Origin of the sequence: Aquimarina atlantica (assembly GCF_000626715.1) — a bacterium.
Classification (GTDB): domain Bacteria; phylum Bacteroidota; class Bacteroidia; order Flavobacteriales; family Flavobacteriaceae; genus Aquimarina; species Aquimarina atlantica.
The window spans coordinates 182,409-208,642 of the sequence record NZ_AQRA01000006.1; the positions used below are offsets into that span (position 1 = coordinate 182,409).

At 32.5% G+C, this 26,234-nt stretch carries 25 protein-coding genes and 1 tRNA gene; 13 read left to right on the forward strand and 13 right to left on the reverse strand.

Annotated elements, in window-relative coordinates; translation table 11 throughout:
- Positions 1–413: 413 nt before the first annotated feature.
- The 8 genes from ATO12_RS14410 (at position 414) to ATO12_RS14445 (ending at position 8,642) form a co-directional block, all read left to right on the forward strand.
- Positions 414–3,473: a gliding motility-associated C-terminal domain-containing protein gene (locus ATO12_RS14410; protein ID WP_034242855.1), complete on the forward strand. Its 3,060-nt coding sequence runs from the start codon at positions 414–416 to the stop codon at positions 3,471–3,473.
- A 52-nt stretch (positions 3,474–3,525) separates the two neighbouring features.
- Positions 3,526–4,482 carry a PorP/SprF family type IX secretion system membrane protein gene (locus ATO12_RS14415; protein ID WP_034242856.1) on the forward strand — a complete coding sequence of 319 codons (957 nt, stop codon included), beginning with the start codon at positions 3,526–3,528 and terminating at the stop codon, positions 4,480–4,482.
- A 29-nt stretch (positions 4,483–4,511) separates the two neighbouring features.
- Positions 4,512–6,473 (forward strand): OmpA family protein, encoded by a 1,962-nt coding sequence (locus ATO12_RS14420; protein ID WP_034242857.1) that lies wholly within the window; start codon positions 4,512–4,514, stop codon positions 6,471–6,473.
- Between the two features lie 233 nt (positions 6,474–6,706).
- Complete coding sequence (idi, locus tag ATO12_RS14425) at positions 6,707–7,273, forward strand: isopentenyl-diphosphate Delta-isomerase (protein WP_240486138.1); 567 nt, start codon at positions 6,707–6,709, stop codon at positions 7,271–7,273.
- Positions 7,270–7,680 (forward strand): 6-pyruvoyl trahydropterin synthase family protein, encoded by a 411-nt coding sequence (locus ATO12_RS14430; protein ID WP_034242860.1) that lies wholly within the window; start codon positions 7,270–7,272, stop codon positions 7,678–7,680. Before idi ends, ATO12_RS14430 begins: the two co-directional genes overlap by 4 nt.
- Before the next feature lie 3 nt (positions 7,681–7,683).
- Entirely contained in the window at positions 7,684–8,145 is a 462-nt protein-coding gene (locus tag ATO12_RS14435; RefSeq protein WP_034242861.1) for a peroxiredoxin, read from the forward strand.
- A 98-nt stretch (positions 8,146–8,243) separates the two neighbouring features.
- Positions 8,244–8,510, forward strand: coding sequence for a hypothetical protein (locus ATO12_RS14440; protein WP_034242862.1), 267 nt, complete (start codon positions 8,244–8,246; stop codon positions 8,508–8,510).
- 58 nt (positions 8,511–8,568) lie between these two features.
- Positions 8,569–8,642, forward strand: a tRNA-Thr gene (locus ATO12_RS14445).
- A gap of 103 nt (positions 8,643–8,745) precedes the next feature.
- Here ATO12_RS14445 and ATO12_RS14450 read toward each other — a convergent pair.
- Positions 8,746–8,961: a hypothetical protein gene (locus ATO12_RS14450; protein ID WP_034242863.1), complete on the reverse strand. Its 216-nt coding sequence runs from the start codon at positions 8,959–8,961 to the stop codon at positions 8,746–8,748.
- 196 nt (positions 8,962–9,157) lie between these two features.
- Here ATO12_RS14450 and ATO12_RS26110 point away from each other — a divergent pair, with 196 nt between their 5' ends.
- Entirely contained in the window at positions 9,158–9,316 is a 159-nt protein-coding gene (locus ATO12_RS26110; RefSeq protein ID WP_165583386.1) for a hypothetical protein, read from the forward strand.
- A gap of 97 nt (positions 9,317–9,413) precedes the next feature.
- Here the strand turns inward: ATO12_RS26110 and ATO12_RS14455 are convergent, their stop codons facing one another.
- From ATO12_RS14455 to ATO12_RS14475, 5 genes are all read right to left on the reverse strand, one after another.
- The gene (locus ATO12_RS14455; RefSeq protein ID WP_034242864.1) at positions 9,414–10,151 is read right to left on the reverse strand and encodes a DUF4369 domain-containing protein; all 738 of its coding nucleotides are present in this window, start codon (positions 10,149–10,151) and stop codon (positions 9,414–9,416) included.
- 102 nt (positions 10,152–10,253) lie between these two features.
- Positions 10,254–11,558 carry a DUF819 family protein gene (locus tag ATO12_RS14460; protein ID WP_034242865.1) on the reverse strand — a complete coding sequence of 435 codons (1,305 nt, stop codon included), beginning with the start codon at positions 11,556–11,558 and terminating at the stop codon, positions 10,254–10,256.
- A gap of 84 nt (positions 11,559–11,642) precedes the next feature.
- The gene (locus ATO12_RS14465; RefSeq protein WP_117590054.1) at positions 11,643–13,541 is read right to left on the reverse strand and encodes a M61 family metallopeptidase; all 1,899 of its coding nucleotides are present in this window, start codon (positions 13,539–13,541) and stop codon (positions 11,643–11,645) included.
- 2 nt (positions 13,542–13,543) lie between these two features.
- Positions 13,544–14,350 carry a Cof-type HAD-IIB family hydrolase gene (locus ATO12_RS14470; protein ID WP_034242866.1) on the reverse strand — a complete coding sequence of 269 codons (807 nt, stop codon included), beginning with the start codon at positions 14,348–14,350 and terminating at the stop codon, positions 13,544–13,546.
- A gap of 40 nt (positions 14,351–14,390) precedes the next feature.
- Complete coding sequence (locus ATO12_RS14475; RefSeq protein WP_034242867.1) at positions 14,391–15,317, reverse strand: alpha/beta hydrolase; 927 nt, start codon at positions 15,315–15,317, stop codon at positions 14,391–14,393.
- 259 nt (positions 15,318–15,576) lie between these two features.
- On the opposite strand from ATO12_RS14475, the gene ATO12_RS14480 reads away from it, so the two are divergent.
- Entirely contained in the window at positions 15,577–16,359 is a 783-nt protein-coding gene (locus ATO12_RS14480; protein ID WP_034242868.1) for a S1/P1 nuclease, read from the forward strand.
- Positions 16,360–16,367: 8 nt separating this feature from the next.
- On the opposite strand, the gene ATO12_RS14485 is transcribed toward ATO12_RS14480, so the two are convergent.
- Positions 16,368–17,225 carry a helix-turn-helix domain-containing protein gene (locus tag ATO12_RS14485; RefSeq protein ID WP_034242869.1) on the reverse strand — a complete coding sequence of 286 codons (858 nt, stop codon included), beginning with the start codon at positions 17,223–17,225 and terminating at the stop codon, positions 16,368–16,370.
- Positions 17,226–17,433: 208 nt separating this feature from the next.
- Here ATO12_RS14485 and ATO12_RS14490 point away from each other — a divergent pair, with 208 nt between their 5' ends.
- Positions 17,434–17,850, forward strand: a complete 417-nt coding sequence (locus ATO12_RS14490; protein ID WP_034242871.1) for a MauE/DoxX family redox-associated membrane protein — start codon at positions 17,434–17,436, stop codon at positions 17,848–17,850.
- Positions 17,851–17,997: 147 nt separating this feature from the next.
- Here ATO12_RS14490 and ATO12_RS14495 read toward each other — a convergent pair whose 3' ends face one another.
- Both ATO12_RS14495 and ATO12_RS14500 read right to left on the reverse strand, forming a co-directional pair.
- Positions 17,998–18,345, reverse strand: coding sequence for a DoxX family protein (locus tag ATO12_RS14495; protein WP_034242874.1), 348 nt, complete (start codon positions 18,343–18,345; stop codon positions 17,998–18,000).
- Positions 18,345–18,806, reverse strand: a complete 462-nt coding sequence (locus ATO12_RS14500; RefSeq protein ID WP_034242876.1) for a hypothetical protein — start codon at positions 18,804–18,806, stop codon at positions 18,345–18,347. The genes ATO12_RS14495 and ATO12_RS14500 overlap by 1 nt, the downstream gene beginning before the upstream one ends.
- A 201-nt stretch (positions 18,807–19,007) precedes the next feature.
- On the opposite strand from ATO12_RS14500, the gene ATO12_RS14505 reads away from it, so the two are divergent.
- Positions 19,008–20,060, forward strand: coding sequence for a M12 family metallopeptidase (locus tag ATO12_RS14505; RefSeq protein ID WP_081802077.1), 1,053 nt, complete (start codon positions 19,008–19,010; stop codon positions 20,058–20,060).
- Positions 20,061–20,143: 83 nt separating this feature from the next.
- Here the strand turns inward: ATO12_RS14505 and ATO12_RS14510 are convergent, their stop codons facing one another.
- On the reverse strand, positions 20,144–20,998 hold the full coding sequence (locus tag ATO12_RS14510) for a DUF6503 family protein (RefSeq protein ID WP_034242878.1): 855 nt from the start codon (positions 20,996–20,998) through the stop codon (positions 20,144–20,146).
- A gap of 100 nt (positions 20,999–21,098) precedes the next feature.
- Positions 21,099–22,748: a serine hydrolase gene (locus ATO12_RS14515; protein ID WP_051575881.1), complete on the reverse strand. Its 1,650-nt coding sequence runs from the start codon at positions 22,746–22,748 to the stop codon at positions 21,099–21,101.
- A 169-nt stretch (positions 22,749–22,917) separates the two neighbouring features.
- Here ATO12_RS14515 and ATO12_RS14520 point away from each other — a divergent pair, with 169 nt between their 5' ends.
- Positions 22,918–25,230, forward strand: coding sequence for a S9 family peptidase (locus tag ATO12_RS14520; RefSeq protein ID WP_240486139.1), 2,313 nt, complete (start codon positions 22,918–22,920; stop codon positions 25,228–25,230).
- A 56-nt stretch (positions 25,231–25,286) separates the two neighbouring features.
- On the opposite strand, the gene ATO12_RS14525 is transcribed toward ATO12_RS14520, so the two are convergent.
- The gene (locus ATO12_RS14525; RefSeq protein WP_034242879.1) at positions 25,287–25,892 is read right to left on the reverse strand and encodes a MarR family winged helix-turn-helix transcriptional regulator; all 606 of its coding nucleotides are present in this window, start codon (positions 25,890–25,892) and stop codon (positions 25,287–25,289) included.
- Between the two features lie 72 nt (positions 25,893–25,964).
- Positions 25,965–26,228, reverse strand: coding sequence for a DUF2024 family protein (locus ATO12_RS14530; RefSeq protein WP_316932925.1), 264 nt, complete (start codon positions 26,226–26,228; stop codon positions 25,965–25,967).
- Positions 26,229–26,234 lie beyond the last annotated feature (6 nt).

The following is a 26,234-nucleotide window of genomic DNA, read 5'->3' on the forward strand; positions in this document are numbered from 1 at the left end:
ATTTATATCTAATTTCATAATTATTAAGATGTTATTAGGGGAGATTGATTATGAATTTATACATGCTGCTTCTTTTATTTTGCTTGACGAACGGAGATTTTAGCTTTATAGAATTAGATGTATTAAGTATAATTAGAATTAAACAATAGGAGGGGGATCCTTTTTTAAATATATAAATAAACTTTGGCGAGCATGTGCATTTCACCGGTTAAAAGTGATTTGCATCGAGAAAACTGGAAAATTAATTTTATTAAATAGTTAAGAAATTTATTTTCTTAGTTTTGTAAAAATGTTATGGTAAAACCGTATTTTTATTACGGTTTTTATTGTATGATATTAATTATGTTTTATAAATAATTTGTAAAAATTCTATAAAATGAATTTTTGTAAATGACATTATAAATGTTCGTCATATGAAAAAAATTACTTTGGGGGGAAATTCTGGATCAACGTCCAGAATTAAAGTATTTGTATTATTTCTTTTTTTTAGTACTTCGTTTATCGGAGTTAAAGCACAATGTCTTGGTAATTCTCAAACTTTTGATTGGAGTCTTTTGACTCCTAATCCCTGGGATGAAACAACAGTTCTAAGTTCTACCTATACGACTTCGGTGTGTTCTGCTCCTGCAACTTTAACATTAACATTACAAGATCCTGATAATGTTTTAAGTAATAGTGGAACAGAAATCGATAATAAACGATATAAAATGGCTATGAGAGATGTAGCTGTAGGTGATCAAATAAGCCTTACTATAGATTTTTCTACGCCCGTTATGCTCAATGATTTTAAAGTAGACGATATTGATAATAATGTAACTTTTGATGATGATGTTACTTTTACTGCCTCTGTTGGAGGAGTAAATGTTCCTTTAGTACTTACTGCGGCTGGAGATACCCCTAGTTTTACAATTATTGGGCAAACGGCAGATGGGCAATCAGATAATCCGTCGAGTACCAATGACAACGGATCTGTATTGGTCAACTCTAATGGAAATGTAATTGACAAATTAATAATTTCTTATGCTGCAGGAGTAGCAAGAAGTGGTCTTGACCAAACAATATGGTTATCAGAAGATTATAGTATTTGCTGTCCTGTGATTGATCAATGTGATTCTACAATTTCTGGAAACATTGATACAGATGGAGATTCTGTTTCAGATATATGTGATAATGATGATGATAACGACGGTATTTTAGATACAGAAGAAGGAATATGTACCCCTGTACAATCTGGAAATTGGAATGGTACCAGTTTTAACAATACAACAACCATAGCTCCAGATTTAATTATAAGAGCTACTACAAATACAACTACAGGGTTTTCTAATGGAAATTTTAATCCTGGGGGAACAGGTTTCTGGTCAGAAAATTTAGCAGGAAATGTTTCATTACAAAATGATTATAATTGGAACTCGACATTAACTATTAGTTTTGAAGATGCTTTAGGGAATCCTGTAATTGTGGATAATCCGATAATACATTTAGATCGCATAGGGTCATTTAGTGGGCCAACTCAAAATTCGGCAGATATTACCTTGCTGGGAGGATTAACCTGGAGTAAACTAGGCGGAACAAAAGATTTTCATACAACATCTACAACTGCAAGAGATGGAGGAGCAAATTCTGCCTATTTAGGTATTTATACAAGAGAAAGTAGTATGAATGATGCCGATGGAACTGCATCTGGTTCTTTACAGATACAGGGAGCAATTTCTTCTTTTACACTCCAATTTGTTCAGGTAGGAGGAAGCGGAATAGGATATGACCGTCTAGAATTAATAGTATTTACCTGTAAAAGTACCGATACAGATAATGATGGAACTCCGGATTATCACGACTTAGATAGTGACGGAGATAATTGTAATGATGTTATTGAAGCTGGATTTACAGATAATGATGATAATGGCCTTTTGGGAAATGGTATTTTTGGAGCTGGACTTACCGTCGATGGGAATGGTTTAGTTACCTCGGGTAGTGATGGCTATACCGGGACTAATAGTAATGTTATCACTCCCGGAGTTGCTCCAACTATTACTACCCAGCCGTCTAATGTTACCATATGTGAAGGAACAGATACTACATTTACGATATCCACTTCTAATGCAGATACATATCAATGGCAATTATTTAATGGTAGTTCCTGGGATGATTTAACAGATAGCGGTATTCATAGTGCAACAACTACAAATACATTAACAATAACAAATGCTTCAGCATCTGATGATGGAAATCGATATCGAGTAATTGTTTCCAGTTCTACATATGCATGTGATTTTAAAATTTCAGAAGAAAGAATACTTACTGTTAATGCTGCACCGACTATTAGTATCACAAGTGCTCCAATTTGCTCAGCTGATTCAACAACTTATTCCTTAGAGGTAACGGTAAGCTCGGGTACAGTGACCAGTACTTCTGGAACGGTAAGCAATATTTCTGGTAATATATGGAGTGTTGAAGGGATAACACCAGGAGTAAACATTAATATTACAGCAACTGCAGTTAATGGTTGTAAACGAATACTTCCTGTTACTATACCTTTATCATGCCTTATAGCAAATAATGATACAGTAACTATTGATGGTGATACAGGAGGTAATTCTATCAATGTTGTTAACGATAATGATATTTTAGATGGAAACGGGGTTACACTAGGAGTCGATGTTATGGTAACCACAGTCACAGACCCCAACCCGGGAGATGGTGTTAGCTTCGACCCAAGTACAGGCGAAGTTACAGTTTTACCAAATACTCCACCAGGAGATTATACTATTACCTATACCCTGTGTAGTATAGCGATCCCATTAGCTTGTGATGATGCGGTGATTACAATAACAGTAGTTCCTGCTCCAAATGGTACTGTAACTGGTCATTTGTATAGTGACTTAAATGATAATAGCACACAGGATATTGGCGAACCGGACTTAGAAGGGGTAGATGTTAATATTATTGATATTAATGGGGTAGAACAAATTGTAACTACCGATCTAAATGGAGACTTCACGGCAAATGTTCCTGTAGGAGCAACCGTAGTTGATATCGATAATACAACACTTCCGTTAGGAAGCTTACAAACCGAAGGAACTGACCCAACAACAGTAAATGTAATAGGAACCGGAATAACAGTAGAAGAAAATAATGGATTTGTGATAATTGCTGATGTTGATGATGAAATCGTCGTGTATACCGGGATCTCTCCCAATGGAGATGGCGTTAATGATCAGTTTAGGATAGTAGGATTAGATAATTTCCCAAATAACACATTACAGATATTCAACCGTTGGGGAGTTAAGATATTTGAAGAGAACGGATATGAACAATCTGGAGCTAGATTTTTTGAAGGAATTAGTGAAGGAAGAGCTACAATGGGTAAGAATAAAGAATTACCAGTAGGGACTTATTTTTATGTTTTAGAATATGAAAACGCTAGTGGAATCAACATGTCCAAAGCTGGTTACTTGTATATAAATAGATAAATGTATCTGGAATATCATATATTTGTTATTCCCTAAATCGAATTAAATACTTATGAATACATCGTCAATAATGTTTATGCTTGTAGTTTTAGGTTTTGCTACAACTTCTATTTGCGCACAACAAGATGCTCAATATACCCAATACATGTACAATACGATAAGTGTTAATCCTGCCTATGCTGGTAGTCGTGGAGTATTAAGTATTATGGGGCTGCATCGTAGTCAATGGGTTGGCTTAGATGGTGCGCCTCGTACTCAAACACTTACTGTAAATACTCCAATAGGAGGTAATGAACGCCTGGGTTTAGGTATATCTATTGTTAATGATGAGATAGGTCCTACCGATGAAACATATTTTGATATTGATTTTTCTTATTCTATTCCTACTTCGGATGTTGGAAAGTTAAGTTTCGGATTAAAAGCAGGTGGTCATTTGTTAAACGTAGATTTTCAAAAACTATCTCAGTTTAATAGTAATGATGCTTTGTTTGAAAACAATATTGATAATAAGTTTAGCCCTAATGTTGGGGTTGGAGTCTATTATCATACAGACCGTTTTTATGTGGGATTAAGTGCTCCTAATCTGTTAGAAACAGATCATTTTGATGAAAGCACGACAACTAGTAATAGTACAGCAGTGAGTTTTTTGGCAGAAGAACGTATCAACTATTATTTAATAGCAGGACATGTTTTTGATTTGACCGATGATATAAAATTTAAACCTGCTGTTTTAAGTAAACTAGTATTTGGAGCACCATTACAAGTAGACGTTTCTGCAAACTTTTTGTTATATAACCGCTTAACCTTAGGAGCAGCATATCGTTGGAGTGCAGCTGTAAGTGGTATGGTAGGCTTTCAGATATCAGACTCGATGATGATCGGATTTGCTTATGATCGAGAAACAACAGAATTAGGACAATCACAATTTAATGATGGAAGTTATGAAGTGATGCTACGATTCGAACTTTTCAAAAAATATAATAGAATGCTAACACCGCGCTTCTTTTAATTAAGATTTTAAAATGTAATAGTAAAAAAATGGGGAAATATTTACTTAAGTCATTGTTGATTTTTATGCTGTTGTTTTTCGGAAACAACACTCTTTTATCTCAAGAAAAAAAACTCAAAAAAGCCAAAGAACAGTACGATAAGTACCAATATATTGATGCACAAGAAACGTATCTTAAAGTAGCTAGAAAAGGATATAAGAGCGCAGATCTTTTTATGAATCTGGGCGATAGTTATTATTTTAATAGCCAATTTGAAGAGGCACTAAAATGGTATGAGGAATTAGTAAACTCTTATCCCGACCAGATCCAGCCAGAATATTATTTTAGATACGCTCAAACACTAAAAACTGTAGAAAGATACCAGGATTCTGATATATACATGAAAAAATTTGCAGCCGCTAATGGAAATGATCTACGTGCAAAATTATTTTTAGATGGCTCTGATTATCTAAAACGGATTGATTTTCAATCCGGTAGATTTGAAATAGAAAATGCATCAGTAAACTCTTCTTTTGTTGAGTTTGGAACTGCTTTTTATGGAAAAAATATAGTTTTTAGCTCTTCTAGAGATACACTTACATTTAAAAAAACTATTCACCAATGGAATGGAGAGGCTTTCTTAAATCTTTTTGAAGCAAAATATGATTCTGTAAATAATAATTTTTCAAAAATTAAAAGGTTTGATCGAAAAATAAACTCCAAATTTCATGAATCAACACCTGTTTTTACAAAGGATACACGAACTATTTACTTTACAAGAAATAATTTTGAAGAAGGTAAACTAGGCCGTGATCAAAAGGGAACAAATAAGTTAAAAATATATCGCTCCTATAAAAATCCAGAGGGAGGATGGACAACACCGCAAAATTTACCATTTAATAGTGACGAGTATTCTGTTGCACATCCTACATTAAGTAGTGATGAGAAAACATTGTATTTTTCGTCAGATATGCCAGGAGGAAAAGGAAGTTCTGATTTGTATGAAGTGGCTATTAATAGTGATGGTAGTTTTGGAGAACCAAAAAATTTGGGAGATAGAATTAATACAGAAGGAAAAGAAACCTTCCCATTTATAGGAGCAGATGGTGAGCTATATTTTTCGTCTGATGGGCATATGGGCTTAGGAGGATTAGATGTATACGTTACAAAGATTAACCCACAAACAGATAAAGAAAAGTTAGTGGTAAATGTTGGTAGGCCTATTAATGGACCTAAAGATGATTTTGCTTTTATAATTGATGAGAATACCAAGAAAGGATATTTTTCGTCTAATCGTGAAGGAGGAAAAGGAAGCGATGATATTTATAGCTTTGTAGAACTAGAAGATTTAAAAGATTTCTGCGAGACTACTATTGCAGGATTAGTTACCGATAAAGATACTAATGAATTATTACCAGGGACCAAAGTCTCTCTATATGATAGTAATAATAATCTAATACAAAGTTTTGTTGTGGGTGATGAAGCTACCTATTCACAACTGGTTGAATGTGAATCCAGCTACTTTGTACGTGCAGAGAAAGAAGAATACAACACTTTGGAGAAGCTCGTGAATACGTCGGATAAATCCCAAACTATAGATACTCCGCTTGCACTAGAAAAGAAAATTAAAACTGCAGATGTAGGAGATGATTTAACAAAGATATTAGCGCTTAAACCAATTTATTTTGATTTTAATGGATATACAATACGTTCTGATGCAAAAATAGAACTGGCAAAAGTAATTGAAGTGATGAATCAATATGCGAATATGAAACTAGAAATAAGAGCGCATACAGATAGTCACGGAGAAGATCAATACAACTTATATTTATCTGAGAAAAGAGCCGAAGCTACTGTAAATTATATGATCGATAATGGTATATCTGCAGATCGATTAACAGGAAAAGGATATGGAGAAACTCAATTAGTTAATGACTGTGGTAATGAATCGAATTGCGAGAAAGACAAACACCAGTTAAATAGACGAAGTGAATTTATTATCGTTAAATAATTTTTAGAACAATACTTTTACACATATTGTCAAAAACGCCTCATGATATTGAGGCGTTTTTTATTGAAGAAATACTATTTTTAAAAAACTACAGGAGTACATACTCAAAAATAAACAGGTAAATCAATCTTAGGATATGGCAGGTTTCTTGTTGTACTATTTTCAAATTTTGTGGTAAAGCTTTTTGCTAAGAATAGATACTACTAAATTAATCTCTATAGACAATATGGATTATGAATTACTCTTATGATTTTGTAATTTTGAAGCAATTAAAAACAATGGAAGAAGAAGAAAAAGTTATCCTGGTTAACGAAAATGACGAGCAAATCGGGCTGATGCCTAAATTAGAAGCACATCAAAAAGCTGTATTGCATAGAGCCTTTTCGGTATTCATTATGAATAGTAAAAACGAATTAATGCTTCAGCAAAGAGCACATCATAAATACCATTCACCAGGTTTGTGGACAAATACATGCTGTAGCCACCAAAGAGAAGGAGAAACTAATGTAGAAGCAGGAATACGAAGATTACAAGAAGAAATGGGATTTACTACTTCATTAAAAGACTCTGTTTCGTTTATATATAAAGCTCCTTTTGATAACGGACTTACCGAACATGAATATGATCATGTGTTATTAGGAAAGTATGAAGAAGATCCTGTTATTAATCCAGAAGAAGTAGTAGATTGGAAATGGATGCCTATAGAAGCAGTGAAACGTGATATATTAGTACATCCCGAACTATATACAGAATGGTTTAAAATCATTTTTGAAAAATTTTATTCGCACATAACCTTATGAGGATTAAAGCATGTAGGAAAGCTCATTTTAATGCAGCACATCGATTATATAGAAAAGATTGGAGTGACGAAAAGAACCTTCAAATATTTGGCAAGTGTAGCAATCCGAAATATCACGGTCATAATTACGAACTTGTCGTAGCTGTAATAGGAGAGACTGATCCCGAAACAGGTTTTTTAATGGATCTTAAGATCTTAAAAGAATACATTAAAACCGAAGTCGAAGATTATATGGATCATAAAAACCTTAACGAAGAAGTAGAAGAGTTTAAGAGTTTAAATCCTACTGTAGAAAATATAGCCTACGTAATATGGAATAGATTGCGTAAAAAGATAGCACCACAATACGATATTGAAGTTACCTTATACGAAACGCCTCGCAATTTTGTAATCTATAAAGGAGAATAAAATATGGGGCTACAAGTTGGTGATAAGGTTCCTGAGTTTATCGCTACAAATGATAAAGGAGAACATTTTTTGAGTTCTGATATTATCGGTAAAAAAAATCTGGTACTCTATTTTTATCCTAAAAATTTTACTCCCGGTTGTACAAAAGAAGCCTGTAATTTTAGGGATAGTTATGTAGATTTTGAAAATCTTGGTGTAGAAGTGATAGGCATAAGTGCCGATAGTATAAAATCACATACAAGATTTAAGAATACATACAAACTCCCTTTTATGTTTTTATCTGACTCTAATGGTGAATTAAGAAAGCTTTTTGGAGTGAAATCAGAAGTATTGGGATTACTACCGGGAAGAGAAACCTATGTGATAGATGAAAAAGGAATCATACAATTAAAATTTAATAGTATGAAAGCTTCAGAACATGTAAGTAAAGCACTAGAAAAAATAAAAGAAATAGTAAATGAGTAACTAACTCCTCCTGAAAATAAAAATTTGAGAAGGAGTTCACCTTTTACATACTTCATTATTGAATTGAAAACACTAATTTTGCACAAAACAAATTAGATATGGCAAATAAAAGAGACCTTAAAAAAGATATAAACTACGTTTTAGGAGATATTATAGAAGAAGTCTATATGTGGGAATTAGAAAACCCAGGTAAAGATGGTAAATCTGGAGAAGCAATTATCGATGAAGCAATTGCATCTTTTGATAGTTTTATGGCTAGAGCTAATGAACGAAAACTCGAAAACCCTAAAAAACATTTTAAATCTCTTCGTGATGATTTAGAAAAAACAGCTAAGGCTTTAGTTGAAAAAGTAAATGCACTGTAATTTTCTTTAAAAAATATTTGTAAAAACGGTTATAGAAATTATATTTGCAACCGCTTTTGCCGATATAGCTCAGCTGGCTAGAGCAGCTGATTTGTAATCAGCAGGTCGTGGGTTCGAGTCCCTCTATCGGCTCTTAAAAAAGTCCTAAACTTAATGTTTAGGACTTTTTCTTTTTTTAATTGTTTAAAAAGAAAGAATACACTTAGATACTTAGGTATTCTATAAAACGATTTTTTTAGATACAACAACCGTTTGATGGATGATAAGAGCATCCAGGAATGTAAGTAGCACCACAACTAGGATTGTTTAATGCAACATGAGTTGTAGTACAGCATCGTAATGCAGGATTACAGCATTTTCGAAGTACCGGAATACGACCACCGTGTATTCCTTTTTGCTCACTTTTTTTAAGACTTTTTGTTCCTTCTAAATTTAGAATGGTTTTTAACATGATGTTTTGGTTTTAAGTTTCATCACTAAATTAAGGAAAATACATATCGATGATATACGGTAATACCTCAATTAACATTTTGTGTAAGAGGTGCTTATGTGAATAAGAGGAACTCTTCTTGTATTAATCGTTTTTTAACTTTTATAAGTAGATATTTTCTTAACTTGGTTATGTTATTAACCTTTAAATATATATCATGAAAAAAAAGAATCTGAAATCATTGAAACTTAACAAAAAATCTATTTCTAAATTAGGATTAACGCAAGTTAAAGGAGGGCTAAGAAGAACACAGCTTGTAGGAGGGTGCAGGAGTAAAAATTATGCTTGTGGGACTATCGAATTATGTTTACCATAAAATTCAGCGAACTTCGGTTCGCTTTTCTTTTTTTATAAGTCCAAACCTTTTATCAAATTCAACCAGGAGTTTGCTGTACTAATCTTTCTTCCTAAAATTATTCTTCTGTACTGGTCTTTGCTTCTGCTTCTTTAGCTTTACGATCATCAATATACTTGATCAACTGCTTTCCGTATAATGATTTTTTTACTTTAGGACTTAAAGATCTGGCAACTGTATCCAGAAATTTTATATTGGCATCAAAAACTTCATTAAGCGTGATATAAGGAGCTACTTCTAATTTTCTGTTTGTTACAGCAAAATTAATAGTGTATAAATATTTTTGACGCATTAAATTTTTGTATGCTTTATCATTTTCGATGAGTTTTTCATCATCTTTTTGTTTACTGGCTTCAAAATCTTCTTTGATGATCCTAAGATTTCTATCATTGAATCGTTTAAGCATTTTTTTGTATTCGGTATACTTCTCTTGATTTTTTCCACCTTTTATTTTTACATCATTTTCAAAATCAAGTAAATTAGTCGTTATAGTAATCTCTCCCGGTTCTACAAAAAAGTCAATACGATCATTATATTGTTTTCCGTCGTTTTTATCGAGATATAGATAATGAATTTCGGGTTCTTCAACTTCAGATTTAAGTACAAATTCAGAATTGCCATCGATACTTACAGAGTCTACATTCACCAATAGTGTATCCTGTATCTTTTGTAAGTATACAACTCCTTTTTTTAATCCTTTAATGTTACCTATTACTGTTACATTCCCTTCCTTAGTGGGTGAACTGCAATTGATTAATAATACAGTTAATAATAATAGCGTAGAAAAATATTTCATGTACTGATTTTTGATGTTTAGTAGGGCCACAAAGATGCGAGTTTTATTTTAAATGAAATAAAAAAATAGAATCTAATGGTCAAAAAAATGGTCTCTTTTTTATTAGCTTCCCGAGGCTATTTGCATAAGAATTGTACATAATATAGCTCCGTAGGTTCCTACTACATATCCAAAAACGGCAAGCAATACACCTACTGTGGCTAGTGAAGGATGAAATGCTGCGGCAACTACAGGTGCAGATGCGGCTCCTCCTATATTAGCTTTACTACCTACGGCAAGAAAAAAGTATGGAGCTTTGATCAATTTGGCTACTCCAATAAGGAGAAATACGTGTATAGCCATCCAAACAAGCCCTATGGCAATAAGTCCCGGGTTTTCGAAAATCTTACCGATATCCATTTTCATTCCTATAGTAGCTACCAAAATATAGATAAAAACACTTCCTAGTTTACTGGCTCCTGCTCCTTCATATTGTTTAACTTTGGTGTATGATAACAGAATTCCTATAGCAGTAGCAATAGTAATCATCCAAAAGAACTTAGAAGTAAAAGAGGATAATGCAGAACTCTTGTCGTTAAAGACTTCAAAATTATCAGATAATAGATTAGAAATCCCTGCAGCTCCCCAATGTGAAATTCCTACTACGGTAAATGCAATAGAAAGCATAATGATATAATCGGTCAAAGATGGGGTTCGGGTTATGCTTTCTGCATAACTCGATACTTTTTGTTTTAAAGCTTCGATGGCACTATTGTCTGCTTTTAACCATCGGTCAATTTTATCGCTCTTACCAATACCAAGTAATAATATAGCCATCCATATATTAGCAACTACAATATCAACCAATACCATTCCGCCATATTTCTCGGGATTATATTTATAAATTTCGAGCATAGCAGCCTGATTTGCTCCTCCACCAATCCAACTACCAGCTAATGTAGATAATCCTCTCCATATGGCGTCAAATCCAGCTCCACCAACAGTTTCTGGCGAAACGAGAGAAATGAGTAGAATTGCAATTGGACCACCAATGATAACACCAAGGGTACCTGTTAAAAACATAATTAATGCTTTTGGACCTAAATTAAAAATACTTTTAAGGTCTATACTTAATGTCATTAACACCAAAGAAGCAGGAAGTAAAAATCTACTGGCAACATAATACACATTAGAAGATTTTTCTACTAATACTCCTTCTGCATTTAATTCTTTCCATTCTGGAGAAATAATTCCTAATGAATTGAATATAGCAGGTAATAAATAACAGAGTAGCAGTGCGGGGACAAACTTATAGAAAGTTTTCCAAAAATTATTATGACTAGAGGAAGTATAAAAAACTAACCCTAAACAAAGCATTAAAATTCCAAAAACTATAGTGTCATTTGTAAAAAAAGGAACGTTCTCCATTATTAATTATTTAGTTTTAAAAAAGATATATGGCAAAATACATTTAATTTGAAGAAGACAAAAATGATATCAAAAAAGGAGGTTCTAATCATTAATCCATTTTTTTAATATCATCTTTTGCTGTGCTGTAGCCTTAGGGTCCTGTTTTAAAATTATCTTCTCTATAGTAGGTTTGGTTACATTGGACTTAAGTGTCATGATCTCGTTATTACGCTTAATTCTAAATGTGATTTCGTCTCCAATTTTCCATTTATTAGAATCACCAAACAGATCATATATATTATTAAGGCTGTATTCTTTTTTGTTAATGCTTAGTAAAACATCTCCTTCTAAAATCCCAAGTTCTTTTAAAAAACTATTAAATGGGATATCTGATGTAAAAATCACTTCTTTAGTAACTTCAGAACCAGTTACAAAAGGCTCTTGTTTAAAAATAAAATAAGAAGAAGGAGCATTCTTTGTTCCGTATAATACTCCGGCTTTATTAAGATAAAATTCATAATCAATAGGAGTATTGCTCATAACATGTGTTTGCAAAAATGCACTTACCTCGGGATATGAATCTTCTTCTATAGCCTTAATAAGTTCTTTATCATCAAAAGGAACATCGATACCATATCGAACTGATAAATTTTTAATAAGATCAAGTAATCCATAAGCTCCTTCACTTTTTTCCCGCATTATGATATCCAGGCACATAGATATTAATGCTCCTTTCTCATAAACATTTCTGTAGCTATTGTGATAAGGATCGACCAAAATGTTTTTACTCATAGTCGAAAAAGCTATAGAATCATCAAAAGAAGAGGAGGCTTCAATCTTACCAATAATTCGTTCAAAAAATTCATCTTTTGTAATAAGCCCTTGTGTGATTTGGAATAACATCGAAAAATACTCTGTAGTACCTTCGTATAACCACAAATGCTCCGACATTTTTGGATTGTTATAATCAAAATTATGGATTTCTTCAGAATGAATGGTTAATGGTGTCACAATATGAAAAAACTCATGAGAAACAACATCAGTAAGCGCTTCATTAAGTTTTTTACGAGATAGTGATTCTGGCAATACAACTACTGTAGAGGTATTATGTTCTAGAGCTCCAAATCCTTGTGCATCATTAGATTTTGCAGAAGATAGGTAAAGTAATATAGTGTATTTTTTTGTAGAGTTAATATCACCCAAAAAATCCTTTTGCGCTCTAATCATACGCTCCATCTGGGGCATTATTTGTGCTGCTTTGTGAGTTTTATTTTTAGAATAAACACTTAGAAGTATTTCTATATCATTAACCTTAAAACTGGCTTTATCCGCAATAGAGTACATGATAGGATTATCTGTTACATCAGCATATCTTTTAAAAGAGAAGTAATCGATATCGTTTTTAGAAGTACTCGTAGCATTGTCAAAAAGTATTTCTTCAACCGAAGCAGAAGCTTCCAAAAAAGAAGGGTGTTTAATAAATAGCTTGTATTTATTTTCTTTCATCCCACCAAAGTACCCCACAAAAGCATATAGATTTAAAATAAAATTTTTGTCTTTTATAATATTAGACCCTGTTGGGGAGAAAACATCGTGAGAATCTTCAGAATCATACGTATCATTTACCCAATAGGTGATTTTGTCTAATTGTTTGGCATTATTTATTTTCCAACGGTTATCTCCATATTTTTGAACATCAATAGAATTTCCCTCGTGATCAAACGCTTTAAAATCATCAATATATTTGCCAAAGTCGTTATTTTGATAAGTCCCGGGTACAATTTTTGGCAAGTAATAACTTATGGAGTCCAGGTTTAAGTTATCGATTTGGATTTCTACTTTAACTTTATCATCTTTTACGTTAACGAGATCAATAGAAGCACGTATTGTAGATACATTTGTCGAAGCAACAGGAAGTTGTGTAGTCTTACAACCAGTAGCCAAATTAAATATGGCAAATGCAAATAGTAGGGTTTTTATGGTATGAATCGTTCTTTGCACAGTTATAAAATATTTTTTTGAATATATGTTGCTACTCCATTTTCTTTTCCTGAAAGCGTAATAACATTTGCTACTTGTAAAGTTTCTGGTTTTGCATTTGCTACAGCTACACCAGTTCCTACTGCTTGTAGCATTGCAATATCATTATAATTATCTCCAAATGCAACTGCATCAGAAATAGGAATTTTAAAATAAGAGTCAAGCAGCATCTCGATGGCAGTTAATTTTGAAATACTTTTATGTGCAATCTCTATATATGTGGGTTTAGAACGATATAAATGAAGCGTATCTTTGAAACTATCTTCTAAAAAAGCGTACGCTTGATCTATATAAGATTCTTCACCCATACACATAATCTTATGAGCTCCTTTGTTATTAGCTTTCCATTCTTGTATCACATGTTGGGTCGATTTTACCACTGGATTTACTTTGGTGTTATTTGCTTCGCGATTTGCCCAAAAATCCATTTTAGGAACAAACCAATCATTATTGTGATATAAGCTTATATGAAATTTTTGATCTTTATTAAAAGTATCTAATTCTTCTATAATATCTGGAGATATAAAAGTAGAATGAACAGGTTTTTGATCTACCAAAATTAATCCCCCATTATAGCATATCATGGGTTGGTCTTTTATATCTAACTCTTCCTGTAAATGATTCATAGCATCTGGCATTCTGGAAGAAATTAAAACTACAGGTATATTGTTTTTAATTCTCTTAATTTCTGAAATCGTAAGTTCAGAAAGTTCTCTTTCAGAATTTAACAGCGTTCCATCAATATCAGAGAATATAATGCGATGTGGCATTAGGTGTTTTTGATTAGGGTTATATAATTTTTTTAATAAACTATTGATTCACAAAGTTAGTAATCCCTGTCAGAACTTCGGGCATTATTTTCCTAAAGGGTTCATTATATGATTTGTGATTTTCTAGTCGACCTCCTTTAATCTCTTTTAAGATATGATTCATATCTGTAACAAATAGATATTCGGCTTGTGGTATAATCTCTTTAAATTTTTCTGCCTGTATTAGTTCTACCTGGATATCTTTATCACCATAAATTATGAGAACAGGTATTTCTAATTTTAAAATTTCCTCAGAAGGATTATACTTCATCCAGGAACTCATAAAGGGTTGTAAATTATATCTAAAAATAGATTCTAATGCCGGGTCATAATTAGTAGCTCTGCCATTTTCTTTTAATTGCTTAAAAGCTACAGAAGCGCTTTTATCTAAACCAGGAGCTTGTTTTGCAATTTGTTCTATAATTACCTGATCTATTGCTACTGCATTTCCTGCTATAGAAATAAAACCATCTGCTCTTCCTTTTGCAGCAATCATACCTACTAGAGAACCTTGACCATGACCAGCGATAATAACTTTTTTGTATTTTCCGTTTTTACTGAAATAATCTATTATTGATATTGCATCTTCAATATAATGATCTAAAGAAATTTCATGCTCTTTAATTCCTAAACCATCCATCTTAAAGAGTCTTTTGTCATAGCGATAAGTTGCAATACCTTCTTTGGCAAGTTCATGAGACAACTGCTTAAAAGTATCATTTTTAGACATTCGATCATTGCCATCTCTATTAATCGCTCCAGCATCCATTATAAAAATAACCAAAGGAACATTATCTTCAGAATATGGAGTAACCAAAGAACCCTCTATATACCTATTGATTTTGACAACTGCAGAGTTAAATTCTTTTTTTTGAGCAAAACTCAATGCAGAAATCAAGATCATAAATAAATAAAATTTACTCTTCATAGTAGGTAGGGTTTGTGTATATAACAAATAAGAAATGAATACTAATCAAATTGATATTGACTAAACGTTTAATATGAATTGAAATGTGTTTGATTACCAAACAGAACATACATAAAACAGATAAAACGACAAATTTGAAAGCATATTTTGATTCGAGACAATTACTATTTGTTATTTTTAATATTATTTACGCGTAATTAATCATTTTTAACGAATCACTAACATACCCTTTTTTATCTTTGCTTCAAAATATATATAAATGAAACTTCAATATAAATGGTTACTTGTTTTGTTCATAATTTCTTTATCTGGGTTTTCTGCAGATTATGATTGGGGAAAGACAGGACATAGAGCTACAGGCCAGATTGCAGACTCATATTTGACAAAGAAAGCAAGGCGTACTATAGCAAAACTTCTTAACGGCCAAAGTCTTGCTTTGGTTTCTACATTTGCCGATGAAATTAAAAGTGACAAAAAATATAGAGGTTATAGCCCCTGGCATTATGTTAATTTTCCATTTGATAAGAAATATGGGGAAGAAAAGCCTAGTGAGTATGGTGACTTGGTAAAAGGGATAAATACATGTATATCGGTATTAAAAAATGAAAAATCATCTAAAGAAGATATGGTGTTTCATCTTAAAATGCTAGTACATTTTGTTGGTGATTTACACCAACCGCTTCATGTAGGTAGAGGAGAAGATAAAGGAGGAAATGATATTCAGGTACGTTGGTTTAGAGATGGATCTAACTTGCATAGGGTTTGGGATAGTGATATGATAGATTATTATGGTATGAGCTATACAGAGCTATCTGTAAATAAGACCGTGTTATCTAAGGATCAGATTAAAGCAATTCAAAATGGTGGTGTAGTAGACTGGGTGCACGAATCTCAAAAGCTTGCACAACAAGTATATGGATCTGCAAATGTAGGTGAAAAACTAGGTTATAAATATATGTATGATTATTTTCCTATAGTACGTACCCAATTGCAAAAAGGAGGAATACGATTGGCTAAAATAGTAAATGAAATTTTTGGATAAAATTACGATTAGCTAATAGACATTTCGTTACGGTATTGCTTGGGAGACATCGAAAAATGCTTTTTAAAGGTTTTGGTAAGATGACTCTCATCTGTATATCCTAATTGATATGCAATTTCTGCAATAGTAAACTCAGTATGTTGTAAGCGATACTCAACCAACTTCATTTTATACTTAGTAACATATTGGTGTATAGATTCTCCTGTTTTTCTTTTAAAATATGTGCTAATTGAACTCTGAGACATATTAAATTTATTTGCCAAAAAATTAATCTTAGTAAGATCATTGTCATAAACGTGTTGTCTAATATGGCTTAAGATCGAATCTATTTTGTTATGAGAAACTAAGATATTTTTTTGATGCGAATTATATTTTTCAGAGATGTTGCGAACTATAATACTTAGAATAGTACTGATTGCATTAGAAATAATTTCCTGATAATATACTTTCTCGTTTTTAAACTCTTCTAAGACAACATTATGGATATCCCAAATAATACTTCGATCCTCTTCATGCGAAATTACATCTCCTGGTATGATATTAGGTTGGTGTAATAGCTGCTCAATACGTTGTAACCAATATTTCCTGTCAGGAAGATTGACTTTACTAGAGAACAAAAGCTCTGTAAACTTGAAATAAGTAAAATTAGTACGTTTTTCAATTTCGAAGTGATGCGTGTCTTCTGGTGCCAGTAGAAAAATATTATTTTCTTTATAAGGAAACCGTATATCATTAATGGTATGATATCCACTTCCTTTTTCAATAAAAATGATTTCAAAATAGTTATGATTATGAGGTTCCGCTTCCCATTCATCAATAGCATATCGATGTACTACAAAAGTTTCATTCAAGGTATAACGGTTCATAAACAATTCTTTAACATTTTAAAGTTACAAAAATAAAATCAATAAAACAGGAATTCTTTTATACAAGTATTTTTGTGTATATGTGTGTAATCATGTTGATAATTAATTGATTACATGGATTTTTGTACAAGTTATTTACAAAAATATACAAGAACCAGAATGAAGGTAAGATATACATTTGCCGATCAAAATTTCGCACAAATCTATCATGAAAATTAGAATTTATCTATACCATCTCATTAGAGTGGTATTTGGAGGCTTGCTGGTGTTGTACGGTACTTATAACGTAATTAGGTATTCAGAGTTTTTAGAGCGACTAGAGGTATATTTTAGTAATGCTACAGTATTTAATATAGCTTTTATAGAAGCCCTGGCTCCATTAGTACCTTTTGAAGAATTTGTAATAGGGATGTTCCTGATTCTTAATATTTTCGTGAGAAAGGCTTTAATCACAATCATCATACTATTTACATTTTTCACTTTGTTTATGATAGATGCAGATTGCTTGATTTTAGCACTTATTCATCTATTTTTTTGTGGTATTGCTATAGTATTACTAAAGAATGGTAAGTATGATTTAAATTCTATAAACTATGATAAAGATTCATATCGAGTCATATCATAAAATATAAAAAAATAGCCACCTCTTTGCAGAGAGGATTTTTCATAGATTAATTTTGTTTGATGTTAAAAGCGCCCTTGCAGTTTTGTAAGGGTTTTTTTTATTGAATTATCATCCTCTGTTGTATGTCAATTTAAAATAAACAAAAAATTAAAGATAAAGAGATGCCCAGTATATCAAACCAAATTGAAGTAACAATCTAATGACTAAAACGAATTTTGGTAAATTTAAACTCGCTTTTTTATGTACAAGCATATGTATGTGAACCGGGAAAAACAAAATGAGCATAAAAATTGTACTCCACGCAGAAAATGTTCTGGTTGGTGCAAATAATAAACCAAAACTCACAAAAATCTCTGCAACACCACTTAAATAAACCAATAATTTGTGATAAGGGATATACAATGGCATTATTCTCATGAATGCCTTAGGGCTAATTAGATGAAAAACGCCGGCAATACCAAAGATGAATGATAAAACATATAAGTGCCAACTCATCAAACTCCAGTAGCTTTTTCTTTACCAGTTTCTCTAAGCGAATGATTTTTGTTATGAGTCATCATTTTAATAAAACTTATTTTTCTAAAGCGTAGCGCATTCCAATCTGTATTAATAGAAACATGATTTATGGGTTCGAGATTATAATCTCCAAGAACTCCCCAACCATAATCTCTATTAATTTCTGTGGTGTATTTTTTAGAGTTTTTTTTAGGATATGCAAACCAAAGTATAGCATCACCTACCAATTTTGGATATACCGTTTCTATACGGTTTTCTATTTGCTTCTTTTCGGTAACAAATATAACAGCAAAATCAACTTCTGATACCTGAATCAAAGATTCTTTAACAGTTACACCCTTAAGGCAATCAAGGTCTTCACAAAACCCTTCGGGTTCATTAAGTATTAATATCTCATCTAAAAAGGGAGGAAGCTGTAATTTTTTAAATAGAGGTGTCATGAGAATAAATTTTAGAAAAACTTGTGTCTTTTAAAGATACGAAAAAAACTGATCATTTTATAACTTGATGTTTTTATGAAAATATTTATATCCTGATCTGTATCAGTGTATTAAGGGGGATTGACTATTGTACTAGGTTAAGAACAATAAAAACAAGAAAATTGAAGTTTACTTTATAACACAAACTCAAATATATAAATTATGAAAACAGTTTTTAAGAGCACCGTACTTGGCGCTTTAGCATTCGTTGCATGTACAACTTTCATTTCTTGTGAGAAAGATCAAGACAATGCTCACGAACAACTAGAAAATCAAACAACAGTTGAAAAAGGATTCTTGCATGAGCAAGCCTATCCAGAAAGAACAGGAAAATTAGTTACTATTGAGCTTAACGGGGAATCTGTTGAAGTCGAGGAAATCGACGGACAGTATGTTTTAGGAGATATTCTTATTGATAAAGAGGATGTTATGATCAAAAACGGTAAAAGTACAGGACGTACCGGAAGCAGATGGCCAAACAATACTGTGTATTATGAAATACAAAGTAGTTTGCCTAATCAGGCAAGGGTAACCAATGCGATTGCACATTGGGAGGCAAATACAAGCCTTAAATTTGTGAAAAGAACAAATCAAACCGCTTATATCTATTTTAGAAGTGGTAGTGGGTGCTCATCTTCTGTAGGACGAACAGGTAGAAGGCAAAATATCAATCTTGCAAATGGGTGTTCTACCGGTAATACAATTCATGAAATAGGCCATGCTGTAGGATTATGGCATGAGCAAAGTAGAAAAGACAGGGATCAGTATATCACCATCAATTTTCAGAATATACAGGCGAATAGAGATTTTAATTTCAAAACGTATGCTCAGCAAGGGTATGATGGTGATGAGTATACTAACTCGTTAGATTTTAATTCGATTATGTTATATGGTTCTTATGCTTTTTCTGCAAATGGGCAACCTACTATTGTAAAAAAAGATGGATCTACTTATAATGCACAAAGGAATGGACTTTCTAGTGGAGATATCGCCGGAATAAAAATTATGTACCCCGGTGGTGGTGGAAATGATATTTGCGAAGGAGTTGCTCCTTGGTCTAGTTCTCAAAATTATCAGGTAGGAGATCGTGTAACCTATAGAGGGTATTTGTATGAAAGAACTTCTAGTGGTTGGACCCGAATAGGACAATGTGGTGCATCAAAATCATCAAACGCTCAAGATGTACCGCATCTTAACGATGTAGCAAAAAATTAATACTGCATAGGAAATAGCATGAAAAATAAAATCCCTTCAGAGTTTTTCTGAAGGGATTTTTATATGCTGCAAAAAGTAATGTGTTATAGTTTTATCTCTTTGGCATTATCTGGAGTTTCAAAAATAGAACCTTCATCATCCAGAAATGTAATATCTGTAATTGTAGCTTCTCCTAATTCATTAGTGATCCCTTTTTCTTCAGTCCACCCATAAAACTTCCATTTTGTAGCAAAAGGAATTCCTTCTACAGTTTTATAATCTTGATATTGTATAATGTGTGGATCACTCTCTGCCTTGGTAATATCACCTTTACTTCCAAATGTAACAATATATGCTGTGGCTTGTAAAGTGTGATCTTTGGGATCTGTATAAATAATATACCAATCGTCGGGTGAATCCCCAATGCCTTCTTCAAAAGAAAGTCTAGCAGTTTGATACTCTACTTCGTTTAAAGTTCTCATGTTTTCTAGCTCTAATTTACTGCCAGGATCATTTAGTTTATATGGCATTCCGAAGAAATAAGTCCAGGTAAAGATATCGAAACGTGCTCCTTTATCGTTTGCATTTTCTGGGCACAAAAAAACATTTTCGCCGGTATAGATCAATTTACTATCATCTTTTTTATCAATTCTGATTTTCGTAGAATTTGTTAACATGGTAATCTTTCCATCCAAACGTAATTTACCACCAAAAGAAATAACAATATTAAAGCTTACCGCTTTATGCTTTAGGAAATCAGTTTTTTTATGCGCTTTCTCAATGTTTTTAATATGGTGATCCATAATAGAAACAGCACCATCTCCCATACCACCATCTGGTTCTACCGAAATCTTTTCGGTTTTGTTATCTGTAGCATCTGTAGTTTGACTTTCTTGCTTTTTATTGTTACCACAGCTTAAAATGATAATGGCCATGATCAAAATCGATAGATTTTTCATAAATAATAGTTTGCGTTACAAGTATTAAAATTACTAAAACCAATACTTCAACAAACAGTTTTTAGGAAAAATGTAACAGAAGATATTAACTATATAAAAACTAATCGATACGTTTGGCGGGAGTTTTTTGCCCTCCTTGATAAAGTACTGCACTAACCACTTTATTATTTTCTTTTATAAACTCTAGAGAAGCAGAGAATTCTTTTACAAAAAATACGGTTTCGCTTTCTGGATATATTTTGAAACTTTTTTGTCCCGTTGCTTGCGAAATTAGTTGTTCGTTTTCTAAAGATATTGTAAGATTAAATCCTTCTTTGATCTGGTAAACTCCTACATATTGGCTAAGTATATTTTTTGATACAGTAATTGCCTTTTTCTCTGCAGGAATAGGGGCGTTTGTTTTATGTCCTTTAGTTTCTTTAACTCTATTTTTAAAAGTAGCCTCTGGTTTTTTACTATCTGTTTTAAACAAAATTTCAGAAAAACTATCCTCGAAGAAAAAAGTGTTTTCGGTTTTAGGAAAGATTTTGAATTTCTTACCAGCATCTCTTTGACTGTATAATTGACCATCCTTTAGGCTAATACTTCTTACTGCTCCATCTTCAAATTTGTAAACACCAGTTAGCTTTTTAAGTGCTGAAGTCGAAACATTTGTTTTTTTCTCTTTTCCGTAAGGTTTATTTATCGCTAAGGCTGCAATACGAATTGTAATGTTTGTAGGGCTATTGCAGTTGCAATTGGTTAATATTGCCACATGTACATCTTCTTCGGGGATATAAATCTGATAGGAAGTATATCCAAAGATGCCGCCACCATGTTCGATTGTGGGTATTCCATTGATCTCATTTACACTCCATCCGTATCCATAATAGGTAGGTTTTCCATTATTTAATGTTGTATTCTGAAATGCTTTTTTGATAGTTTCTGCTTTAACCAGAGTATTGGTATTAACTGCATTTTGCCATTTATGTAAATCCTCTACAGTACTCATCAACGAACCGGCGGCATAAGGTAAAGTCATGCTTAGATAAGCAGCATTAACATATCCTTCTCGGGTTTGATACCCCGAAGCTCTGTTTTTGATGATTTCTCTTTTACTACCATAGTATGAATTATTCATCGCTAATGGTTTGAAAATATTTTGCTCTATAAAATCCTCATAAGATTGCCCAGAAATTTTTTCGATTATAAAACCCAGGATAATATATCCAGAGTTATTATATAACCATTTTTCACCAGGATCAAAATCCATAGGTTCGTTTTTAAAATAATTGATCAATTCGGTAGGAGTCATATCTTTTGCCGCGATCTCTGATAAATTCATAGAGGTGTAACTCTTAATCCCCGAAGTATGGTTTAAGAGATGATGTATTGTTATTTTTTTTTCATGCGTAGGATAATCAGGGATGAATTTGGTGATTTCATCTTCGATGGCAAGTTTACCTTGTTCCATAAGCATTAAGATAGCAACCGAGGTAAATTGTTTAGTGATAGAACCTATTTCAAAAACATTATTAGGTTTCATAGGAACTTCTAATTCTACATTAGCAAGCCCAAAAGCTTTATGATAAATGATTTTTCCTTGTTTAGCTACCAAAACAGTAGCTCCAGGACCATCGGGTTTATACCTTTCTTGCAGAAGAGTATCAAATTTTTCTTCAAGACTTTGAGCAAAAGAGGAAAAAGAAAGAGCCGATAAAAATAGTAACACTACCAAGGGTGTGATCGATGAATGTTTGGTGATTTTCATAATAAGCTTTTTAATCGATTTACCCATATGACGCTCTAATACATTAACGGTTACAGAAAAAATGAATAACTACTTGACTAATTTATGATAAATGATGTAACAAATAGTAGAATTGGGTTACTTACTATTTACAAACACTCTTAATTAATCAATAAAATCTAACGTAATAATGAAAACAAGATCATTAAAAGTATGGACCACCTTTATCGTGTTACTGTGCATGTCTTTCGCTCAGTCGTATGGACAAGAAGTTACAGGAACCTGGAAAGGAAAATTATCGGTTCAGGGGGCAGAAATTCCTTTAGCGTTTCATATAGAAAAAACGAATGGGGCATTAGCAGCAACAATGGATAGCCCATCTCAAGGAGCAACAGGAATCCCTATGGATACAGCACTTTTTGAAAACAATCAATTAACTTTGGCATTAAAACAAGCAGGAGTTAAATATGTCGCAACTGTCGATGCAAAAAAACTTACAGGAACTTTTTATCAAGGCGGAATGGAACTACCACTAGAAATGGAAAAATCGGAAAAAACTATACCAGGTAACCCAGAATTGGTTACTACAGATGCTGCTCTTGTAGAATTAGGTAATTTGGATAAAGGAGATTATAAATATTCAGTCGAAGATTATTTTGCCAAACCTAAAGCCAGAACTTTTCGTTTTTCTCCCAACGGGAAATATCTTTCTTATAGAGAGAAAGATGATAATAAAAAGAATCATGTATATGTAAAAGAAATTGCTACAAACAAAGTTACTCGTGTTATTGAAGAAAAAGAAGAATTGATTCGAGGGTATGGTTGGGCAAATAATAACCGTTTGGTTTATGTAATGGATAAAGGAGGAAATGAAGATTATCATCTCTTTGCAGCAAATATCGATGGATCAGATCAAAAAGAATTAACCCCTTTTGAAGGTGTCCAGGTGAATATTCTTGAAGGTTTAAAAGAAGATGAAGATCATATGATCATTTCTATGAACAAGAATAATAAACAAATTTTTGAACCATATAAAATCAATATAATTACTGGTGAGATTAAACAATTATTCAAAAATGAAGATGCTGCAAATCCAATTGCAGGATATAATTTTGATAAAGATGGTAACCTTAGAGGATATGCCAAAATCAGGGATGGAGTAAACTTTGATTTATATTATGCCAAGGAAGAAGGGAAATATGAAATCATTAAACAGTTAAACTGGAAAGATACATTTTCTATTCTGAGATTTGATTATGCTACAGATAATCCTCATGATGCATATGTGGTTTCTAATCTGGAATCTGATAAATCTCAAATTTATTTATACGATCTTAAGGCAGATAAAGTGATTAAGAAAATTTTCTCGAATGATAAATATGATGTGTCTAGCCTTTCGGTATCAAAAAAAAGAGGGTATGAGTTAGACTACTTTTCTTATGAAGGAGAAAAGAGTGTAATTGTACCTGTAAGTGATTATTATAAGAAATTACACGCAAAAATTACAACGAAGTTTCCTGATCATCAATACTCTATTGCAGATAAAACGGATGAAGAAGATAAATATTTAATTTTCTTACAAAGTGATAAATTATATGGAGTATACTATTCTTACGATAACAAGACTGGCGAATTTAAGTTGTTATACAACTTAATGCCACAGTTGAAGGAAAAAGATATGGCCGAAATGCGCCCAATTACTTTTACAAGTAGAGATGGCTTAACTATACATGGATATATCACTTTACCAAAAGAAGCATTACAGGGAAAGAAAGTTCCGTTGATTGTCAATCCACACGGCGGACCACAAGGTATTCGTGATTCATGGGGGTTTAATCCAGAAGCTCAATTGTTTGCTAGTAGAGGATATGCAACTTTGCAAGTGAATTTTAGAATATCTGGGGGGTACGGAAGAAAGTTCTTAGAATCAGGATTTAAAGAAATTGGAAGAAAAGCCATGGACGATGTAGAGGATGGATTAAAGTATGTAATCGATCAAGGTTGGGTGAATAAAGATAAAGTAGCTATCTATGGAGGGAGCCATGGTGGGTATGCTGTGTTGAGAGGACTAACTAAAACTCCTGATTTGTATACCTGCGGTGTAGATTACGTTGGAGTTTCTAATTTGTTTACTTTTATGAAAACCATTCCTCCTTATTGGAAACCTTATTTAAAGATCATAAAAGAAATATGGTATGATGAAGATGTAGCCGAAGAAAAAGCTATCATGGAAGAAGTGTCTCCTGTATATCAAATAGATAAAATTAAAAAACCACTATTTGTAGTGCAAGGAGCAAATGACCCCAGAGTAAATATAGATGAATCAGATCAGATCGTTAAAGCATTAAGAGATAAAGGGTTTGATGTACCTTATATGGTAAGATATGATGAAGGTCATGGTTTTGGTAAAGAAGAAAATTCTATAGAGATGTATAAAGCTATGATGGGATTTTATGCAAAACATTTAAATAATAAAAAAACAACAAAACCTGTAAAAGGATAAATTAGATTCTCTAATTGCACATAAGAACCTCCTGAAACTTGATTCAGGAGGTTTTTTTATGGTTTTTCTTCAAAGTCAGCACAATCTAATCTAATATCTACATCTTTAAGCTCTGTTTGTATAAAATTGCAATAATGATTGTTTTTATTTTTTTCATAGAACTTACAAGCATAACAAGTTCTCTGTACCGATAATATTCCTGATCTGTTTAGTTGGTATATTAAGATATTTATAGTCTTTAACAGAGACTCCTGTTCCTCGGTATCAAAATTTAAAAGTTGCTTCTTGATGGGATCTGCAAAATTTTCGGCCTCAAAAACATGTTTTTGTCCTTTTGGAGTTAGGCTTATGTAATAACTTCTATTATCTATCGAGGTTTTATTTTTGAAGATCATTTCTTTTTTTTCTAATGCTTTAACAGCATCACTAATCGTAGGTTTAGTTACATTAAACTCTTTTGCAAGATGGCTTACTGTACATAAATCTTCTTTGTGATAAGCGATAAAAATTATAATCTGTATCTGTATAGGACTTAAGCCTACAGTTTTTGCATGTTCCCATAACAAAACTCTAAAGACCTCAGAAATACGTTCCAGGCCAATTACAATTTTGCTATTGATATCTTTATGTTGAAATGATATGTCAAAAATACTTTTACTCATATAAAATGCTAAAGAGAAAGCATCACTTTCTCTTTAGCAAAGTTAGTAATCCTAATTATTTATTTGTCGTTTTTAGCAATTTTCCATTTCAATAATCGAATATCCTTTGATTTCGATATCATGTATCATTTCTGGAGTAGCTAGTTCAATATGACAGAGCCTACATTCATTAGTAGTAATTTTTTCTGTCTTAAAGGGTTTAGACTCCAGGTAATTTTCTCCAAATTTAAACACCACATCTTGATCTGTTATAGAATCGGGGACGAGTATGTCAAAATGCATTATGATCCCATCATTTCGTTGTACGTAAGTATCCCAAACGGCTATTTTCATCATTATACT

Excerpts from the sequence above, each read along its gene's own strand:
- ATO12_RS14455 (WP_034242864.1), bottom strand. The coding sequence starts at position 10,151 with ATGAAATATTTTTCTACGCTATTATTATTAACTGTATTATTAATCAAT.
- ATO12_RS14475 (WP_034242867.1), bottom strand. The coding sequence starts at position 15,317 with ATGAAGAGTAAATTTTATTTATTTATGATCTTGATTTCTGCATTGAGT.
- ATO12_RS14510 (WP_034242878.1), bottom strand. The coding sequence starts at position 20,998 with ATGAAAAATCTATCGATTTTGATCATGGCCATTATCATTTTAAGCTGT.
- ATO12_RS14525 (WP_034242879.1), bottom strand. The coding sequence starts at position 25,892 with ATGAGTAAAAGTATTTTTGACATATCATTTCAACATAAAGATATCAAT.
- idi (WP_240486138.1), top strand. The coding sequence starts at position 6,707 with ATGAATTACTCTTATGATTTTGTAATTTTGAAGCAATTAAAAACAATG.
- ATO12_RS14470 (WP_034242866.1), bottom strand. The coding sequence starts at position 14,350 with ATGCCACATCGCATTATATTCTCTGATATTGATGGAACGCTGTTAAAT.
- ATO12_RS14450 (WP_034242863.1), bottom strand. The coding sequence starts at position 8,961 with ATGTTAAAAACCATTCTAAATTTAGAAGGAACAAAAAGTCTTAAAAAA.
- ATO12_RS14505 (WP_081802077.1), top strand. The coding sequence starts at position 19,008 with ATGAAAACAGTTTTTAAGAGCACCGTACTTGGCGCTTTAGCATTCGTT.
- ATO12_RS14430 (WP_034242860.1), top strand. The coding sequence starts at position 7,270 with ATGAGGATTAAAGCATGTAGGAAAGCTCATTTTAATGCAGCACATCGA.
- ATO12_RS14480 (WP_034242868.1), top strand. The coding sequence starts at position 15,577 with ATGAAACTTCAATATAAATGGTTACTTGTTTTGTTCATAATTTCTTTA.
- ATO12_RS14485 (WP_034242869.1), bottom strand. The coding sequence starts at position 17,225 with ATGAACCGTTATACCTTGAATGAAACTTTTGTAGTACATCGATATGCT.
- ATO12_RS14440 (WP_034242862.1), top strand. The coding sequence starts at position 8,244 with ATGGCAAATAAAAGAGACCTTAAAAAAGATATAAACTACGTTTTAGGA.
- ATO12_RS26110 (WP_165583386.1), top strand. The coding sequence starts at position 9,158 with ATGAAAAAAAAGAATCTGAAATCATTGAAACTTAACAAAAAATCTATT.
- ATO12_RS14520 (WP_240486139.1), top strand. The coding sequence starts at position 22,918 with ATGAAAACAAGATCATTAAAAGTATGGACCACCTTTATCGTGTTACTG.
- ATO12_RS14490 (WP_034242871.1), top strand. The coding sequence starts at position 17,434 with ATGAAAATTAGAATTTATCTATACCATCTCATTAGAGTGGTATTTGGA.
- ATO12_RS14515 (WP_051575881.1), bottom strand. The coding sequence starts at position 22,748 with ATGAAAATCACCAAACATTCATCGATCACACCCTTGGTAGTGTTACTA.
- ATO12_RS14410 (WP_034242855.1), top strand. The coding sequence starts at position 414 with ATGAAAAAAATTACTTTGGGGGGAAATTCTGGATCAACGTCCAGAATT.
- ATO12_RS14415 (WP_034242856.1), top strand. The coding sequence starts at position 3,526 with ATGAATACATCGTCAATAATGTTTATGCTTGTAGTTTTAGGTTTTGCT.
- ATO12_RS14460 (WP_034242865.1), bottom strand. The coding sequence starts at position 11,558 with ATGGAGAACGTTCCTTTTTTTACAAATGACACTATAGTTTTTGGAATT.
- ATO12_RS14420 (WP_034242857.1), top strand. The coding sequence starts at position 4,512 with ATGGGGAAATATTTACTTAAGTCATTGTTGATTTTTATGCTGTTGTTT.
- ATO12_RS14530 (WP_316932925.1), bottom strand. The coding sequence starts at position 26,228 with ATGATGAAAATAGCCGTTTGGGATACTTACGTACAACGAAATGATGGG.
- ATO12_RS14500 (WP_034242876.1), bottom strand. The coding sequence starts at position 18,806 with ATGACACCTCTATTTAAAAAATTACAGCTTCCTCCCTTTTTAGATGAG.
- ATO12_RS14495 (WP_034242874.1), bottom strand. The coding sequence starts at position 18,345 with ATGAGTTGGCACTTATATGTTTTATCATTCATCTTTGGTATTGCCGGC.
- ATO12_RS14435 (WP_034242861.1), top strand. The coding sequence starts at position 7,684 with ATGGGGCTACAAGTTGGTGATAAGGTTCCTGAGTTTATCGCTACAAAT.